At 69.1% G+C, this 15,477-nt stretch carries 22 protein-coding genes; 5 read left to right on the plus strand and 17 right to left on the minus strand.

Going from position 1 to position 15,477, the window contains the following annotated elements; translation table 11 throughout:
* Window positions 1-40: 40 nt before the first annotated feature.
* The gene (cds1, locus tag EL493_RS00315; RefSeq protein WP_019049433.1) at window positions 41-1,126 is read right to left on the minus strand and encodes an L-cysteine desulfhydrase Cds1; all 1,086 of its coding nucleotides are present in this window, start codon (window positions 1,124-1,126) and stop codon (window positions 41-43) included.
* Entirely contained in the window at window positions 1,123-1,449 is a 327-nt protein-coding gene (locus EL493_RS00320) for a DUF4229 domain-containing protein (RefSeq protein WP_019049434.1), read from the minus strand. The genes cds1 and EL493_RS00320 overlap by 4 nt, the downstream gene beginning before the upstream one ends.
* Before the next feature lie 165 nt (window positions 1,450-1,614).
* On the opposite strand from EL493_RS00320, the gene EL493_RS00325 reads away from it, so the two are divergent.
* The 3 genes from EL493_RS00325 (at window position 1,615) to EL493_RS00335 (ending at window position 2,857) form a co-directional block, all read left to right on the plus strand.
* Window positions 1,615-1,824 (plus strand): BldC family transcriptional regulator, encoded by a 210-nt coding sequence (locus tag EL493_RS00325; protein ID WP_019049435.1) that lies wholly within the window; start codon window positions 1,615-1,617, stop codon window positions 1,822-1,824.
* A 116-nt stretch (window positions 1,825-1,940) separates the two neighbouring features.
* The gene (locus EL493_RS00330; protein ID WP_036835346.1) at window positions 1,941-2,135 is read left to right on the plus strand and encodes a hypothetical protein; all 195 of its coding nucleotides are present in this window, start codon (window positions 1,941-1,943) and stop codon (window positions 2,133-2,135) included.
* Window positions 2,136-2,203: 68 nt separating this feature from the next.
* Window positions 2,204-2,857 (plus strand): hypothetical protein, encoded by a 654-nt coding sequence (locus EL493_RS00335; protein ID WP_022566187.1) that lies wholly within the window; start codon window positions 2,204-2,206, stop codon window positions 2,855-2,857.
* A gap of 40 nt (window positions 2,858-2,897) precedes the next feature.
* On the opposite strand, the gene EL493_RS00340 is transcribed toward EL493_RS00335, so the two are convergent.
* From EL493_RS00340 to hemL, 9 genes are all read right to left on the minus strand, one after another.
* The gene (locus EL493_RS00340) at window positions 2,898-3,197 is read right to left on the minus strand and encodes a DUF4189 domain-containing protein (protein WP_126405496.1); all 300 of its coding nucleotides are present in this window, start codon (window positions 3,195-3,197) and stop codon (window positions 2,898-2,900) included.
* Between the two features lie 223 nt (window positions 3,198-3,420).
* Window positions 3,421-4,152, minus strand: coding sequence for a hypothetical protein (locus EL493_RS00345; RefSeq protein ID WP_019049439.1), 732 nt, complete (start codon window positions 4,150-4,152; stop codon window positions 3,421-3,423).
* Window positions 4,153-4,227: 75 nt separating this feature from the next.
* Complete coding sequence (gene ccsB / locus EL493_RS00350) at window positions 4,228-5,193, minus strand: c-type cytochrome biogenesis protein CcsB (RefSeq protein WP_019049440.1); 966 nt, start codon at window positions 5,191-5,193, stop codon at window positions 4,228-4,230.
* Complete coding sequence (gene resB / locus EL493_RS00355) at window positions 5,193-6,827, minus strand: cytochrome c biogenesis protein ResB (protein ID WP_019049441.1); 1,635 nt, start codon at window positions 6,825-6,827, stop codon at window positions 5,193-5,195. The genes ccsB and resB overlap by 1 nt, the downstream gene beginning before the upstream one ends.
* Entirely contained in the window at window positions 6,827-7,639 is an 813-nt protein-coding gene (locus EL493_RS00360) for a cytochrome c biogenesis CcdA family protein (protein WP_019049442.1), read from the minus strand. Before EL493_RS00360 ends, resB begins: the two co-directional genes overlap by 1 nt.
* On the minus strand, window positions 7,639-7,866 hold the full coding sequence (locus tag EL493_RS00365) for a hypothetical protein (RefSeq protein WP_126405499.1): 228 nt from the start codon (window positions 7,864-7,866) through the stop codon (window positions 7,639-7,641). The genes EL493_RS00360 and EL493_RS00365 overlap by 1 nt, the downstream gene beginning before the upstream one ends.
* Complete coding sequence (locus tag EL493_RS00370) at window positions 7,863-8,504, minus strand: TlpA disulfide reductase family protein (RefSeq protein ID WP_019049444.1); 642 nt, start codon at window positions 8,502-8,504, stop codon at window positions 7,863-7,865. Before EL493_RS00370 ends, EL493_RS00365 begins: the two co-directional genes overlap by 4 nt.
* Window positions 8,501-9,238 (minus strand): histidine phosphatase family protein, encoded by a 738-nt coding sequence (locus EL493_RS00375; RefSeq protein WP_019049445.1) that lies wholly within the window; start codon window positions 9,236-9,238, stop codon window positions 8,501-8,503. The genes EL493_RS00370 and EL493_RS00375 overlap by 4 nt, the downstream gene beginning before the upstream one ends.
* Entirely contained in the window at window positions 9,235-10,572 is a 1,338-nt protein-coding gene (gene hemL, locus EL493_RS00380) for a glutamate-1-semialdehyde 2,1-aminomutase (RefSeq protein ID WP_030201218.1), read from the minus strand. Before hemL ends, EL493_RS00375 begins: the two co-directional genes overlap by 4 nt.
* Window positions 10,573-10,779: 207 nt before the next feature.
* On the opposite strand from hemL, the gene EL493_RS00385 reads away from it, so the two are divergent.
* Window positions 10,780-11,166, plus strand: a complete 387-nt coding sequence (locus EL493_RS00385; RefSeq protein WP_019049447.1) for a hypothetical protein — start codon at window positions 10,780-10,782, stop codon at window positions 11,164-11,166.
* On the opposite strand, the gene EL493_RS00390 is transcribed toward EL493_RS00385, so the two are convergent.
* The 6 genes from EL493_RS00390 to EL493_RS00415 form a co-directional block, all read right to left on the minus strand.
* A complete protein-coding gene (locus tag EL493_RS00390; RefSeq protein WP_019049448.1) occupies window positions 11,163-11,384 on the minus strand; it encodes a hypothetical protein in 222 nt (73 codons plus the stop codon). The two genes, EL493_RS00385 and EL493_RS00390, sit on opposite strands and share 4 nt — an antisense overlap.
* Window positions 11,385-11,467: 83 nt before the next feature.
* Window positions 11,468-11,737 (minus strand): hypothetical protein, encoded by a 270-nt coding sequence (locus tag EL493_RS00395; RefSeq protein ID WP_019049449.1) that lies wholly within the window; start codon window positions 11,735-11,737, stop codon window positions 11,468-11,470.
* Window positions 11,734-12,174, minus strand: coding sequence for a hypothetical protein (locus EL493_RS00400; protein ID WP_019049450.1), 441 nt, complete (start codon window positions 12,172-12,174; stop codon window positions 11,734-11,736). Before EL493_RS00400 ends, EL493_RS00395 begins: the two co-directional genes overlap by 4 nt.
* 276 nt (window positions 12,175-12,450) lie before the next feature.
* Entirely contained in the window at window positions 12,451-12,963 is a 513-nt protein-coding gene (locus EL493_RS00405; RefSeq protein ID WP_022566184.1) for a hypothetical protein, read from the minus strand.
* The gene (gene hemB / locus EL493_RS00410; RefSeq protein WP_030201223.1) at window positions 12,960-13,937 is read right to left on the minus strand and encodes a porphobilinogen synthase; all 978 of its coding nucleotides are present in this window, start codon (window positions 13,935-13,937) and stop codon (window positions 12,960-12,962) included. Before hemB ends, EL493_RS00405 begins: the two co-directional genes overlap by 4 nt.
* Window positions 13,938-13,979: 42 nt before the next feature.
* The gene (locus tag EL493_RS00415; protein ID WP_019049454.1) at window positions 13,980-14,984 is read right to left on the minus strand and encodes a serine hydrolase domain-containing protein; all 1,005 of its coding nucleotides are present in this window, start codon (window positions 14,982-14,984) and stop codon (window positions 13,980-13,982) included.
* A gap of 206 nt (window positions 14,985-15,190) precedes the next feature.
* Here EL493_RS00415 and EL493_RS00420 point away from each other — a divergent pair, with 206 nt between their 5' ends.
* Window positions 15,191-15,475 carry a hypothetical protein gene (locus tag EL493_RS00420; protein WP_019049455.1) on the plus strand — a complete coding sequence of 95 codons (285 nt, stop codon included), beginning with the start codon at window positions 15,191-15,193 and terminating at the stop codon, window positions 15,473-15,475.
* The last annotated feature ends 2 nt before the right edge of the window (window positions 15,476-15,477 follow it).

Raw genomic sequence — 15,477 nt, forward strand, 5'->3', positions numbered from 1 at the left:
CCTGGCAGCGAAACCTGACATCTCCGGTCAGGTTTCGCCGTCAGCCGTGCCAGCGGCCGGTGCCGAGGAATTCGGTGAGTACGGCGGTGGGCCCGGCGAGGTCGAGGTGCTGACTGGCGACCCACGCGTCGTCGAAGTACGTGCCCGCGTAGCGGTCGCCACCGTCGCACAGCAGCGTCACCACGCTGCCGCTGCGGCCCTCGGCGAGCAGTTCGGAGACCAGGTGGAACGCGCCCCACAGGTTCGTCCCCGTCGACCCGCCCACGCGACGCCCGAGCGCCACGCTGGCATGCCGGGCGGTGGCCACCGAGGCGGCGTCGGGAACGACGACCATCCGGTCGACCACCTGCCCCACGAACGACGGCTCCACCCGCGGCCTGCCGATGCCCTCGATCCGCGACGGCATCCCGGTCTCGTAGCCCGCGTCCCCGGTCTCGTACCCGCCGAAGAACGCCGAGTGCTCCGGGTCCACCACGGCCAGCCGCGTGGCATGCCTGCGATAGCGGATGTAGCGGCCGATGGTGGCGCTGGTGCCGCCGGTGCCCGCGCCGACCACGATCCACTCCGGGATCGGGTGGGTCTCCAGCGCCAGCTGCTGGAAGATGGATTCGGCGATGTTGTTGTTGCCGCGCCAGTCGGTCGCGCGCTCGGCGTGGGTGAACTGGTCCATGAAATGCCCGCCGGTCTCGGCGGCCAGGCGCTTGGCCTCGGTGTACATCTCCGGCCCGCGCTCCACGAAATGGCACCGGCCGCCCTGGGCCTCGATCAGCGCGATCTTCTGCGGTGAGGTGCTCGCCGGCATCACCGCCACGAAATCCAGTCCGAGCAGGTTCGCGAAATAGGCCTCGCTCACCGCCGTCGACCCCGACGACGCCTCGATCACCGTGGTGCCCTCGGTGACCCAGCCGTTGCAGATCGCGTACAGAAATAGCGAACGGGCCAGCCGGTGCTTGAGGCTGCCGGTGATGTGGGTCGACTCGTCCTTGAGGTACAGCTGCACCGGCCAGGCGGCGGGCAGCGGATACCGCAACAGGTGGGTGTCGGCCGAGCGCTGGGAATCCGCGTCGATCAGCCGGACGGCGTTGTCGACCCAGTCACGCGGGGCGCTGCGATCGAGGTATTTCACGCAGCGGACCCGTCGTCGTCACCCCGCAATCGGGCCCGCAGCTGCGCCTTGTCCTGGCGGCGGCGCGCGTCGACGACGGCGATGTCCTCGTTCACCTTGGTGCGCAGTTTCTTGAACAGGGTCAGCGACAGCGGCATCGCGACGATCAGCGCGAACAGCGCCGCTACGATGATCGGGATCTCCACGCCGATGAGCTTGGCGATGCCGATGATGAGCGCGGCGATCACCACGACGAGCCCGAGGCGGGCCAGCGTGTAGAGCGCCAGATTGCGGAACAGCCGCTTCCCCGCGCCAGAACCTTGCTGACCAGTTGCTTCACTCACGCCCAACAGCCTAACCCCGTCGCGGCCTGGCCCGATGCGGCCCCGTTCGCGGCTTTTGTCTATTACTTCCCCTTTACCAACAGTAGGTGGTTCGACTACGTGGGGGTCGCAGTGCGACGATGACGCCATCTGATGAGGGAACTGTCGAGAACGGAGAGGTTAGCTATGACTGCGATCACCGTCGGCGGCCAGGACACTCTGCTGACACCAGGCCAAGTGGCCGCCATGTTCCACGTAGACCCCAAGACCGTCACTCGGTGGGCCCATGCGGGCAGGCTCGGTTCGCTGCGCACTCCGGGCGGGCATCGCCGATTCCGCGAGTCCGAGGTTCTGCAGTTGCTCAAATCGCTCACCACCGAGGCAGCTCCGCGCTGACCCGACCGGCAGGCGCGAGTCCGTCCGCGGGCTCGCGTTCGCCGGAAATTTCCCTTCTGTTGCGGATGTGCACATGGCACGGACACGGCTACCCTCGATAGCAGGAGGTGAGCGACGTGACGTACCTGTTGGCACTCATCGCGATCGTGGCCGTCGCGGTGTTGTGCTGGAAGGCGTTCGGCCCGGAGAAGCCCCGCCCGTATTCCGGTCCCCCTTCGCGTAGACCGATCCTCGGCCCCGACGACGACCCGGAATTCCTGTGGCGCCTGAACAAGCAGCACCGCGACGATTCCGGCCAGTCCGACCTGTAGCTCGGACGTGACCTTTCCCACATACCCCCCGATGCACCGCGAAAAACCCGGGTAGATAACGTATTCCGGTGATCGATGTGCAGCAGAGTTCCATTCCGACCACCTGGCGCGCGGCCGACGGCAGCGCCGTGACGTTCACCGAGGCACGGTCGGCGTGGACTCGCGCGGCACACGAGGTGCTCGCGGACACCGCGACCAGGTTCAACAACTTCATCGTCAACACGGAGCTGGCCGAGCTGGTCCAGGAGGAATCCGGGATCCGCACGCAGGTCAAATGGCAGCACTGGCTGCCCGTCGTGCTGGACCGGGTCGCCGAGCACTGTCACAAGAACAACGAGCCGCCGCTGAGCGCGCTGTGCGTGCGCAAGAACCAGACGGTGGGCACCGGCTACCGCTACATCCTCGAACTCGCGGGCCTGCCCATCCCCGACGATCTGGAGATGCACGCCGCCGCCGCCCGCTGGCAGTGCTACCAGCACTACGCCACCGACCTCCCCGCCGACGGTGGCCTGCCCACCCTCCCCCCGAAGGTCGCGGCGCTGCGCCACCAGACCTCCCAGGACCTCGCCGCCGCCGAAGCGGCCGAGGCCGCCGTCAAGCCCAAGCGCACCGCCGCCGCCCGCCGCACCGTCACCGTGCCCAAGCCGGAACCGGTCCGCAAGCCCGTGTGCCTGAACTGCCACGTGGAACTCCCGGCCAACAAGATCTGCTACTACTGCTGACCCGTCCGCAGGCCCCGATCGCGGGGCCTGCGTCCCCGGCTCAGCCCTGCTCGCCGGTGCAGTACGTCTTGGCCAGCACCGGCCCCGGCCCGAGCTCCCTGGCCGCCGCGACCGCCGCCGCTTCCGCCTCCTGAGCGGTCGCCGCGATGCGCACCCGATAGTCGCCGCTGCGCCCACGCTTGTCCCGCCCGGTCACCGCCAGCGACGCGCATTCATCGACGAACCGCGCGACGACCACACAATCCGGCCGGTCACACAACCCCCGCGCACTCGCCTCCGCGTCCTCCCAGCTCGGATAGTTCACCGCCGACACGACGTGCGAGGAATCCGCCCGATCCATGACGATCACCCCGTGAAGCCCGTCGTCACCCCCCTCCGCCCCGCGACCCCAACTCCCCCGACAACCATCCCCGCCACAGCCACCATCACCGAAATAAGCTTTCCCACCCGGAATCCTCCGCCCGATAACCGGCCCCACCTCGAGCCGAACCGATCATTATCGATGCTCCGGGCGTCGAGGTCAAAGCTTGTGCGACAACGGTTTCGGCGCCGACCGCGCAGGGCTATCCCCTCAGAGATCGTCGGAACTCCCGATATTCCACGCTGATCTCCCGCAGGTGTTCATCCAGCGCCCTGGCCCGTTCCCGCGAGTCGCTACTGTTCATTCCGGTCCATCGGCCGCGATACCAATCCATCGCCCGCGACACAGCCTGAAACTCGCCATTACACACACCGAGCACGATCGCCGCGCGAAAGGCGACGGGGTCTATGTTCCACCGCGCGAACGACACTCGCCGTCGATGGCAGGCGGCGGAGAGAATGCTGTCGAACGTCGACCACTCGGCGAACCACGTACTGCCACGCTCCGAAACGACGCGGACCAGGCCACTCACCACGCGGGCGACATCATCGACGTCGAAAATCTGTGGTGCGAAATGACGCTCGACACCGATGAGGTCGGTCAGTGAAGTCTCCACAACGGTGCCCGGCACCTCGAAACCTAGATTCGCGTGCAGGCGGGCAGCATCGGGAAGGGAGTCGAATACGTCGGCGACCGCGTCGCATACCAGCGCGATCTGCCCGAAGACTTGATGAGCGCCGGAACTTCGCCTGAACACCGCGATCCGAATCTGGCGCCGCAGATTCAGCGCATCGACGTCACCGCACGCCAAGACGATACGTTCGCCCTCATCCGAATCACGCGACAGCCCTTCCACCGGGATCCGCACATACCCGAGTTCGGAAAACCCCGATTCGACTTCAAGGATCAGCCTGGTCATCACCTTGCGTCCCACGGCACCACGCTAACCCGCGCATCACACGACCACCGATCGGCGGAAGTCGAAAGCCCCGAATCCTGGTCGGGTAGTTCAGTTCAGACCGGCGTAGCTGTGCAACCCCGAGATCACCATGTTGATGATGAACAAGTTGAAGAGCATGGCGACGAAGCCGGCGATGTTGATCCAGGCGGCTTTGGTGTCGCGCCAGCCCGAGGTGGCTCGGGCGTGGAGGTAGGCGGCGTAGAGGACCCAGGCGATGAAGGAGCAGGTTTCCTTGGGGTCCCAGCCCCAGAAGCGGCCCCAGGCGGCTTCGGCCCAGATGGCGCCGAGGATGACGCCCGCGCCGAAGAGGGGGAAGCCGATGATGGTGGTTTTGTAGGCGAGCTGGTCGAGGGTGCGGGCGTCGGGGAGGCGGCGGGCGATGGTGCCGAAGAGGGAGCTCGACTCCTCGCCCGCGGGCTGGCGCATGCGGTACAGGTACAGGAGGCTGGCGACGCCGGAGACCAGGAAGACACCGCTGCCGATGCTGACGATGGTGACGTGGATCGGCAGCCAGAACGACCGCAGCGCGGGGACGACCGGGGCGGCGTCGGCGTAGAGGACGGTGCCGGCCAGGAACATCAGGATCAGCACGGGCACCAGCAGGAAGACCCACATGGACCGGTAGCGCTGGTCGCGCAGGAAGTACAGGCCGATCACCACGGCGGCCGCGGTGGCCATGGTGGTGAACTCGTACATGTTGCCCAGCGGGAACCGGTGCGTGGCGAAACCGCGCAGCACGATCGAGCCCACGTGCAGCGCCGCGCCGACCAGCAGCACCGAGAACGCCATGTTGCCGAGCCGCTCGGCCAGCGGCCGCGACGACGGGGTCTCGATGCGGCCGGGCAGCGACGGGTCGGCGGGCGCGCCCGCGGTGACCAGTTCGCGCGCCGCGACCTGCTTGGCCCGCGCCGAGGCGTACTGCACCAGCAACAACACCAGCGCCAGGGCGTAGATCGCCATGGCCGACATAAAGGCGAAGTCGCTGTAGCGTGCCAGCGTTTCGTCGATCGGCATCAGTTCTCCGTTTCCGCGTCCAGTACCCGCGCGCGCAGCCGGTCGAATTCGCCGCCCCAGCCCGCCTGATCGCTTCTGGCCAGACCGCCCATCTCTACTACGGTCCGTCGTTGATCCACGGTACCTGCCGCGGGCTCGGACGGGTACGCCCGGATCCAGATCCGGCGCCGTTTCACCAGCAGCGACACCAGCAGGCCCGCCATCATCGTGAGCGAACTGACCAGCACCCACTGCTGCCACGGGTCGTGCGAGACCTGGAGGTTCACGAACTCCTTGGCACCGTCGAAGGTGACCTTCGCGCCGCTGGGCAGCGTGGTGGACTCACCGGGCCGCAGGTTGACCCGCGCCTCCTTGGTGAGCCTGCCCTGCTTGATCATCTCCGGGTCGAGCGCGAACAGCGACTGCGAGCGGCCGGTGTCGAGGCCGGTGTTGCCGCGGTAGATGTCGACGGCGACCGCCGGGTCGTCCATGGTCGGGAACGACGAGGTGAGCAGGCTGCCGTGGAACAGCGCCGTCGGGGCGAACAGGCCCTCGATGGCGATCTGGTTCTGGCGGCGTTCCTCGTCGGTGGCGTACATGCCGCCGGGCGGGTCGATGCGCAGCACGCCGCTGGACAGGAAGGTCCGGGCGTCGTCGGGACGCCACTGGATGGTCTCGGTGCGGGTCTGCCCGTTCGGGAAGGTGACGGTAAACGTCGGCGCGAACCCGTGACCCTGCAGGTAGACGCGGTCACCGGCGACGCGCAGCGGATGGTTCACCCGCAGTTCCTGGCTGCGCCAGGTGTCGGTGCTCAGGTCCTCGCCCGCCTGGTACTCGATGTTCGAGGTGAACATCTCGGCCTGGCCGCTGGGCAGGTAGTCGGCCTTGAAGTCCTTGACCCGCACGCACAGCGGGGTCATCCCGGTGCCGTCGTTGACATTGCCCGCGCGGAACGAGTCGAACACCGCGGGCGAGGTGGTGCAGAAACCGGGCCCGTTGTCGGCGATCACGATGACATTGCCCTCGTAACCGAACAGCTTGCCCAGCGCGATCGAGGCCAGCAGGCCGACCAGCGACAGGTGGAAGACCAGGTTGCCGAACTCGCGCAGGTAGCCCTTCTCGGCCGACAGCGTGATCTCGCCGTCGCGCTTGCCCGGCCGCACCTCGGTGCGCCAGCCGCGCAGCTGCCCGCGGGCCTGCTCGACGACGGTCGCGGCGTCGTCGTCGACGGTCTCGCTGAAGTGGTGCGGCAGCCGCCCGAGGTTGCGCGGCGCGGCGACCGGGGGCGTGCGCAGGGCCCGGTAGTGGTCCCAGCAGCGCGGCAGGATGCAGCCGACCAGGGAGATGAACAGCAGCACGTAGATGGCGGTGAACCAGAAGCTGCCGAACACGTCGAACAGCTCGAACCGGTCCATCCACGGCCCGAGGGTCGGGCGGTCGGCGATGTACTGCTCGACCTTCTGCGTGTTCAGGCTGCGCTGCGGCAGCAGCGCGCCGGGAATAGCGGCCAGGGCCAGCAGGAACAGCAGCACCAGGGCGGTGCGCATGCTGGTGAGGCCGCGCCAGGTATTGCGGACCAGGGCCCAGGCCCGGCCCGGCAGCGACTGCCGGACGGGCGGAGTGGGGGTGGTCGGCGTAGTCAGTGTGTCAGTCATCAGATCGGGAGAGTCACCTCGGAGACGAACCCGTCACGCACCCAGCCGACGAACTGGTCCCATGCCCCCGTGACCAGCGCGACGCCGACGGCGACGAGCAGAACACCCCCGATTACCTGGATGGTGCGCGAATTGCGCCGCAACCAGCCCACCCCGCGCAACGCACCGGCCGACCCGAACGCCAGCACCACGAACGGCAGCCCCAGCCCCAGGCAGTACGCCACGATCAGCACCACCCCGCGCACCGCGGTGGTGCCCTCGGTGCCCGCGGACACCGCCATCACCCCGGACAGCGTCGGGCCCAGACACGGCGTCCAGCCCAGCGCGAACACCCCGCCGAGCAGGGGCGCGCCGACGATGCTGGTGAACCGGCGCGGCTCCATCCTGGTGTCGCGCTGCAGCGCGGGCACCAGGCCGATGAACACCAGACCCATCAGGATGGTCACCACACCGCCGATGCGCTGCAGCAACTCCCGGTTGACGTTGAGGGTCTGGATCACGCCGAACACGGTGGCCGTGGCCAGCACGAACACCACCGTGAACCCGGCGACGAACAATCCGGCGGCACCGGCCACCCGCATCTTCGCGCTCCTGCGCGTGGCGGTGAGCGTGCTCGCCTGCGCGGCGGTGGCCGGTGGCGCCTCGGCCCCGACCAACCCGGCCAGATAGGACAGGTACCCCGGCACCAACGGCACGACACACGGTGAAGCGAACGACACCAGGCCCGCGAGCAGGCAGGCACCCAGCGCCAACAGCAACGGACCCGATGCCGCGGTCTGCTGGAAGGAATCCCCGACTGCGGCGAGCACCATCACTCGGTGCTGTCCTCGTCACGCTGCTCGTCGCGGGGCAACGACAGGGTGCGCTCGGTCTCGGCCGGCTCCGCCGGACCGAAATCGAACAGGCCGGCACCGGCGACGCTGCGCGGGACGGTCGCGATGCCCGCCCAACGATCGTCGACGGTCCAGCCCGCGCCCATACGGCGCGCGCCCTGGCGGGGACGACACGCGGTCAGATTTCCGGGACGACGACGGCTCACTGCTTCTCCTCGGCGGCGATGCGCTCGACCACGGGCTGCAGATCTTCGGCCAATAGCGAGCGAAGGAAGACCGCGGCGACCCGGTGTTGACGATCCAGGATCAACGTGGTCGGAATGACACTGGTGGGAAAGTTTCCGCCGAGGGCGAGCAAGGTTCGCATCGACGGGTCGTAGATGGACGGGTATTCGATCTTGTTGTCCACCACGAAGTCCTGGGCCTTGTCGCGCTGGTGATCGCGGACGTTGATACCCAGGAACGCGACGCCCTTGTCTTTGGTCGCCGCGTAGACCTTTTCGAGCGCGGGTGACTCGGCGCGGCACGGGCCGCACCACTGTCCCCACAGATTCACGACCACGATCTGGTTCGGGAAATCGTCGACCGAGACGGTCTTTCCCTCGTGCATCAGATCGGGCCCCGAGAGCTTGCCGATCGTTCCGCGACTGGCGGGCGGATCGTAGTAGATATCGGTTTTACCACCGGGTGAGACGAATTCGAAGGTGCCACCACCGGTTGCCACCGCATCGGTACCGGTCGAACAGCCCGCGGCGGCGACGATCACGAACAGCGCGGACAGAACGGCAGTGAGCGCCCGCAGCCGGTGGCTGCGGGCGGTGACCGACGCGGTGGAGCGTCTCATGCGCCGTGAACCGAAGGGTCGGAGGCGCCCGCTGGTTCGGAGTACACGATGTCCACCAGGGTATCCCCGTGGTAGACGAGCGAGGTCAGCGAGGCCAGCGAGCACTGCCGGTTGCGCGGGTCGTGCCACAGGCGCTGACCCTGCAGGAAACGGCGCAGCGTCCACACGGGCAGCTGATGCGAGACCAGCACCACCTCGTGGCCGGCGCCCTCGACGCGCGCCTTGTTGACCGCCGCCAGCATCCGGTGCGCGATCTGCAGGTACGGCTCGCCCCAGGACGGGGTGAACGGATCGCGCAGCTTCCACCAGTGCCGCGGCTTGCGCAGGGCGCCGTCACCGACCGAGACGCGCAGACCCTCGAAGGTGTTGCCCGCCTCGATGAGGTTCTCGTCGGTGCGCACGATGACGTCGTGCGCGGCGGCGATCGGGGCCGCGGTCTCCTGGGCGCGCTGCAGCGGGGAGGCGATCACCAGGGAGACGTCGTGGTCGGCCAGCGAGCGGGCCACGGCGGCGGCCTGCGACCGGCCGGTCACCGAGAGGCTGAAGCCGGGCAGGCGGCCGTACAGGATGCCGTTGGGATTGTGCACCTCGCCGTGGCGCAGTACGTGCACGATGGTTTCGACGGTGGCGGGATCGTCGTCGATGGCGGGCGGCGCGGCGGCGGGCGCCGGATGCGGCGCCTCGTCCTCCACGACCGGGGTGGGGAATTCTGCGTCGGGCTGGTCGGAGCTCACGCTTGCGATCCTTCGGGGGTTGCGGCCGCGGCCGCGAGGGCGGCGGCGGGCAGAGCGGCGGCGATACGGTCGAACGCGTCCTCGTCGAGCGCCGCGGAGACGAACCATGCCTCGAACGCGCTCGGCGGCGCGTACACGCCCGCGTCGAGCAGGGCGTGGAAGAAGGCTGGGTAACGCCAGGTCTGACTCGCCTTGGCGGCCGCGTAGTCGGTCACCGGGCGATCGGCGAAGAACACGCTCACCATATTGCCTGCGAACTGCACTTGATGCTCGACCCCGGCTTCGGTCAGGGCTTTCGCGAAGAGCGTGCCGAGCCGATCGGCGTTGCGGTCCAGCGCCGCGTACACCTCGGCGTCGGCCGCGCGCAGCGTCGCCAGGCCCGCCGCGACGGCGACGGGGTTACCGGACAGGGTGCCCGCCTGGTAGACCGGGCCGAGCGGGGCCAGGTTGTTCATGATCTCGGCGCGACCGCCGAACGCGGCGGCGGGCAGGCCACCGCTCATCACCTTGCCGAAGGTGTAGAGGTCACCCGCGACACCTTCGCGGCCGTACCAACCGGACGCGCTGACGCGGAACCCGGTCATCACCTCGTCCATGATCAGCAGCGCGCCGTTGTCGTGCGCGAGCGTGCGCAGTCCCTCGTTGAAACCGGGCAGCGGCGCGACCGCGCCCATATTGCCCGCGGCGGCCTCGGTGATCACGCACGCGATCTGACCGGGATTGGCCTCGAAGGCGGCCGCGACGGCGGCGAGGTCGTTGTAGGGCAGCACGATGGTGTCGGCGGCCTGCGCGCCGGTGACACCGGGCGAGGTCGGCAGACCCAGCGTCGCCACGCCCGAGCCCGCGTCGGCCAGCAGGGCGTCGACGTGGCCGTGATAGCAGCCGGAGAACTTCACGATCTTGGACCGGCCGGTGAAGCCGCGCGCCAGCCGCACCGCGCTCATCGTGGCCTCGGTGCCGGAGTTCACCAACCGCACCCGCTCGACCGGCTCGACCCGGGCCGCGATGGCCTCGGCCAGCTCGATCTCGGCCTCGGTGGGCGCGCCGAAGGACAGCCCGCCGGTGGCCGCGCGCTGCACCGCCTCGACGACGGCGGGATGCGCGTGGCCCAGGATCATCGGGCCCCACGAACAGACCAGATCCACGTACTCGTTGCCGTCGGCGTCGACCAGGGTGTAGCCGTTCGCCGACGCGATGAACCGGGGCGTCCCGCCGACCGAATTGAACGCACGGACCGGGGAATTGACACCACCCGGGATCACCGAAGCAGCCCGCTCGAAGAGCTGGGCGGAAACCGGCACCGATGACCTGGTCGCGCGCGGAGAAGAACTCACGGATTCCAGTCTCTCAGCTCGCCTCGGCGCGCCGGACGACAGGGTGGAGCACAGTGACCCAGACCGCAGCGACCCACCGGCGACACGCCCGACACGCCGCCCTCGCGCGCGGACGAATTCGATCACGACGTCCTGGCCTGCGGCTACGCTGCGGGCTGCTCTGGCACCCCAGTGGTCCGACATCGGTAATCAGCGGAAGGGTATTTCATGCGTTTCGGCGTCACCAGCACTGCCCTCGGTACGGGCATCGTCGCGGCCGGAGTGGTCCTCGGCGCGGGTCCGGCCACCGCCCTCGCTCCCCAGATCCACCCGGATCGGATCGGCGCCCAGCTCAGCCACGAGGAGACCGTCGCACTCGGCGCGGGGCCGATTCCCGCGCTCACCGCGATGATCGTGCCCGCCAACCGGATCGGCGCCGGCCTGCACGGCGACACCATGCTCTACCGCGACGCCGACGGCGGCATCCACGCGACCCTGCGTCAGGTGGTGACGGAGGCGGCGAGCCATCCCGACGGCACCGTGTCCGTCTACCTGAACGCGCCGGGTACGCGCGGCGGCCGCGTCGTCGACGTCTACCAGCAGTGGGCCGGTTAGGTGTACATGCAGGGGATATCGGCCGACATCGTGTGCAGCTGGCACATGATGCCGTTGTAGATACCGCTCGAGCCGGTCTCCGGGGCGAAGCCGCCGGCGGCCGGCTCGGCGGTCATGGGGGTCAGGGGCAGGCCCGCCGCCTGCGCGGGCGCCGCCGCCAGGGCGATCGCCGCCGCGGCCGCGGCCGCCGTACAGAATCCTGCGGTGAGCTTGGTCATCGGGTGTTCCTCCGTGCTGCTCGCGCTGCGAGCGGTCGAGATGTGTTCCGAACCCCAACGCGCACATCGGGATTCGGCTTCACTCACTGCATCGGTTCGGACGCCTGCCGCGCTACAGGTCCGCGGGCGATCTTGGCGACGACGTCGATGACCAGCACCCCGGCCACCACCACCAGCGCCGTGGCCAGGATGAGCAGTGGCGGCGCATAGCGCACCGCCTCGAATCCGGGGTGCTCGTCGGAGGTGACGAAGGCGGTCACCCGCCGGGCATGGCTCCAGCTGTACACCGCGCCGGCCAGGCAGATCACGGCCAGGCCGAGCTCGAACAGCGCCGTGGCGATCCAGCGTCTCATCCCTGCGATCCTGCCAGGGCGGAGGTCAGCGCGGCCCGCAGCCCGGGATGGTCGACCGCCCAGGCCTGCACGATCCGCCCGTCCACCAGCCGCAACCCGATGCCACGGCGACGGCGCGGTACCCCGCTCAGCGCGCCGAGCGCCCGGGCCTGCGGCGCGTCGTCGTCATCGGCGGGCAGCACGGTCGCGATCTCGGCGAGCGGGACCGACTCCACGCCCTGATGCAGGGTGGTCGGCGTGAGCTCGACGCGCGCGTGCGTGCGGCCCGCGATCACCTGCAGCACGGTGAAGCCGCCGATCGCGAGCGCGCAGAACGCCAGCGCGAACCAGTGGACGGTGCTGCCCGCCAGCCACTCCACCAGCAGGATGACCGCGCACAGCAGCGGGCCGTAGACGACTGCGCGCCAGTGCGCGCCGGACTCGGAGAACAGCACCATGAGGGAACCGCGACGCCGCAGCGCCGGTGGATCAGCCGACCAGACTCGGCAACAGGACGAGCGCGATGGTGACCACTGCCAGCAGAACCATCAGCCCGATGACCAAAAGGTCACGCCGCAGGCTGTGTGGCTGTTCGATCACCACGCGCATCATTGCCTCCGAATCCCCCGATTCCAACCGGCTACCTCACAGGGATTACCCCAAATCGCTGTGACCATGCTCACCATACACTGTGCGGTGTCAGGGGCCAATGACGGTGGCGGGCAACCGCCGGTTCACCGACGGTTCATCTGGAAGTACCGGGTGGAGTCCGGCCGGTAACTCAGATAGGCCGCGCCGACCGCGAGCACACCCTGCACGATCGAGGTGCCGCCGGCCACCATCGTGGCCACCCCGGCGTCACCGGTGAACGCGACCATGGTGGCGACCGCGCCGAGCCCGAGCCAGATCGCGACGATCGTCAGCACGGTGCGCGCCCACGATTTGCCGCGCCCGAGCTGCTGGGCGAACAGTACGGTGAGCCCGACCAGGGCCAGCCCGACCAGCGCGGTCAGGCCGAACGCGACCAGCACCATCAGATCCACCGTCGACGCGGGGAAGTTGGGGTCGGTCTTGTGCATCTCGTCGAGGAACTGCTTGCTCAGCTCGTCGCGCCGGCCGGTCATGGTGGCGATACCGGCGACGGTGTACACGACACCGAGTCCGGACACCGCCCACCACAGCTGGCGTGCGGTCCCGACGTCCTCGGGCATCGGCGGGGTTTCGGGCTTGTGCGGTGGAACGATCACGACAGCCAGTGTGCCGCCTCCGTCGCCCAGTAGGTGAGCACGATGTCGGCACCGGCCCGGCGGATGCCGATCAGCGACTCCAGGATCGCGCCCTTGCGGTCGATCCAGCCGCGCTCGGCGGCGGCGGTGATCATCGCGTACTCACCGGAGATCTGGTACGCGGCGACCGGCACGGTGGAGCGGTCGGCGACGTCGCGCAGGATGTCGAGATAGGACATCGCGGGCTTCACCATCACGATGTCGGCGCCCTCGGCCAGGTCGAGGTCGAGTTCGCGCAGCGATTCGCGGCGGTTGGCCGGGTCCTGCTGATAGGTGCGGCGATCGCCTTCCAGCGACGAGCCGACGGCCTCCCGGAACGGGCCGTAGAACGCGGAGGCGTACTTGGCGGCGTAGGCGAGGATGGCGGTGTCGGTGTGGCCGACCGCGTCGAGGCCGCGCCGGATCGCGCCGACCTGGCCGTCCATCATGCCGCTGGTACCGAGCAGATCGGCGCCCGCCTCGGCCTGGGCCAGCGCCATCTCGACGTAGCGGTGCAGGGTGGCGTCGTTGTCGACCGAGCCGTCGGCGCCGAGGACGCCGCAGTGCCCGTGATCGGTGAACTCGTCCAGACAGGTGTCGGCCATGACGACGGTCGCGTCACCGACTTCCTCGGCGAGCGTGCGCAGGCCACGGTTGAGGATGCCGTGCGGATCGCTGGCCTGGCTGCCGGTGGCGTCCTTGTCCTCCGGCAGCGGCACACCGAACAGCATGAGGCCGCCGACGCCCGCGGTCACCGCTTCGACGGCCGCCTTGCGCAGCGAGTCCAGCGAGTGCTGGTAGACGCCGGGCATGGAGCTGATCTCACGCGGTTCGTCGATGCCGTCGGCGACGAACATCGGCAGCACCAGCTGACGCGGCTCGAGCGTGGTCTCGGCGACGAGCCGACGCAAAGCGGGTGTCCTGCGCAACCGCCGCGGGCGGTCGAAAGCGGTCATAATCCGCAGAGTACGCCTGTGCGCACGGCCTCGCGTCGGCGCCTACGCCCCTCCGCTCGCACGGCCGAGCTCGCCCAAGATCGACTCGAACGTGGCAAACACCGGGAGCGGTCCCGCCGAGCTCCACGACTGGTTGGTGAGCAGGATGCCGGTCACCGCACCGTCGTTGGACCAGGTCGACCCGAGGCCGCCGGACCAGCCGTAGGCGCCCGCGCGCGGACCGTCCGGCAGGTCGCTGAGCTGGACTCCGACGCCGTAACCCCAGCCCGCGTCGCCACCCGGCGCCGGTCCGCCGCGAGCGAGTTGCTCGGCGGTGAGGTGATCGGCCGTCAGCGCGGCCACGGAACGCTCGGACAGGATCCGGACGCCGTCGAGCGCGCCGCCGCCGCGCAACATCAGGGCGAACCGGTGATAGTCGGCCAGGGTGGAGACCAGGCCGTCACCGCCGCCCTCGAAAGCCGGTGGGCTACTCCACTGTCCGTCGGCGGGATCGAAGACGACGCGGGCGCCGTCGCGCTCGGTGAAATGCGGCCCGAAGCGGCCGAGTTCGTTCGCCGGAACGGAGAAGCCGGTATCGGTCATCCCGAGCGGGCCGAACACGCGCTCGGACAACACCGCCGACAGCGGCATCCCCGCCGCCCTGGCCACCAGGAAACCGAGGATCGGGGCGCCGACGTGATAGAGCCAGCGCTCCCCCGGCTGATATTGCAGCGGCAGGGTGCCGAGCCGCTCCAGCCAGATATCGGACGCGGGCAGTTCCGCCGGCGTCGGCGGGCCCCAGCCGAGGCCGCGCTCGGCCCAGGCCGCGTCGAACGGCTTGGGCGAGAAGTCGGCGAAGTCCATGCCCCAGCCGAGCCGGAAGGTGAGCAGGTCCTCGACCGTGATCGGGCGCCGGGCCGGGACGGTGTCGGTGATGTCGGCGGCGGGGTGACGCAGCACGCGACGGCCGGCGAGTTCGGGCAGCAGCCGGTCGACGGGTTCGGCGAGGTCGAGCAGGCCGTCCTCGATCAGGATCGAGGCCGCCACCGCGGTGATCGGCTTGGTCATCGAAAAGAGCCCACTAGACCACAGGGGTCCGACAGCCGCCCGGCGACAGGCCGCGGCGAGCCTGTGGATAACATCGAATCCCACTGGAGCCCAATGGCTTCCGCGAGAGATTGGCGAAACTTGTCGGACCCCCTCGATATAATCGAAAGCGTGTTCGAGGGTTCCCGACGATCGGGGGCGGGACCCATTCGCGACGGGAGGACGCCATGAACGCCATTGCCGCAACGTCGAAGTCCGGGTTCATCACCGCACCGTATGTGCCACTGGAGAAGAAGCGGCTGCCCGCGGGGCGCCCGCGCCGCTGGTACATCGCGCACAACCGGCGGCTCAAGGCCATGCGCTTGACCATCGCGTTGCTCGATTCCGGGGTGTACCTGCCGAATCGGGCCACCAACGACGTCATCCGCCGCACCGCCGAACAGATCGAGCTGCGGCCGCCGTCGGATGCCACCTGCCGGCTGGTGCGCACGCTGCTGCGCTACAGCCGGTGATC

Source organism: Nocardia asteroides (genome assembly GCF_900637185.1).
GTDB classification, from domain to species: domain Bacteria; phylum Actinomycetota; class Actinomycetes; order Mycobacteriales; family Mycobacteriaceae; genus Nocardia; species Nocardia asteroides.

Excerpts from the sequence above, each read along its gene's own strand:
- EL493_RS00400 (WP_019049450.1), bottom strand. The coding sequence starts at position 12,174 with ATGGTGCTGTTCTCCGAGTCCGGCGCGCACTGGCGCGCAGTCGTCTAC.
- ccsB (WP_019049440.1), bottom strand. The coding sequence starts at position 5,193 with ATGCCGATCGACGAAACGCTGGCACGCTACAGCGACTTCGCCTTTATG.
- EL493_RS00385 (WP_019049447.1), top strand. The coding sequence starts at position 10,780 with ATGCGTTTCGGCGTCACCAGCACTGCCCTCGGTACGGGCATCGTCGCG.
- EL493_RS00415 (WP_019049454.1), bottom strand. The coding sequence starts at position 14,984 with ATGACCAAGCCGATCACCGCGGTGGCGGCCTCGATCCTGATCGAGGAC.
- EL493_RS00395 (WP_019049449.1), bottom strand. The coding sequence starts at position 11,737 with ATGAGACGCTGGATCGCCACGGCGCTGTTCGAGCTCGGCCTGGCCGTG.
- resB (WP_019049441.1), bottom strand. The coding sequence starts at position 6,827 with ATGACTGACACACTGACTACGCCGACCACCCCCACTCCGCCCGTCCGG.
- EL493_RS00325 (WP_019049435.1), top strand. The coding sequence starts at position 1,615 with ATGACTGCGATCACCGTCGGCGGCCAGGACACTCTGCTGACACCAGGC.
- hemB (WP_030201223.1), bottom strand. The coding sequence starts at position 13,937 with ATGACCGCTTTCGACCGCCCGCGGCGGTTGCGCAGGACACCCGCTTTG.
- EL493_RS00340 (WP_126405496.1), bottom strand. The coding sequence starts at position 3,197 with ATGGATCGGGCGGATTCCTCGCACGTCGTGTCGGCGGTGAACTATCCG.
- EL493_RS00370 (WP_019049444.1), bottom strand. The coding sequence starts at position 8,504 with ATGAGACGCTCCACCGCGTCGGTCACCGCCCGCAGCCACCGGCTGCGG.
- EL493_RS00390 (WP_019049448.1), bottom strand. The coding sequence starts at position 11,384 with ATGACCAAGCTCACCGCAGGATTCTGTACGGCGGCCGCGGCCGCGGCG.
- EL493_RS00360 (WP_019049442.1), bottom strand. The coding sequence starts at position 7,639 with ATGGTGCTCGCCGCAGTCGGGGATTCCTTCCAGCAGACCGCGGCATCG.
- EL493_RS00420 (WP_019049455.1), top strand. The coding sequence starts at position 15,191 with ATGAACGCCATTGCCGCAACGTCGAAGTCCGGGTTCATCACCGCACCG.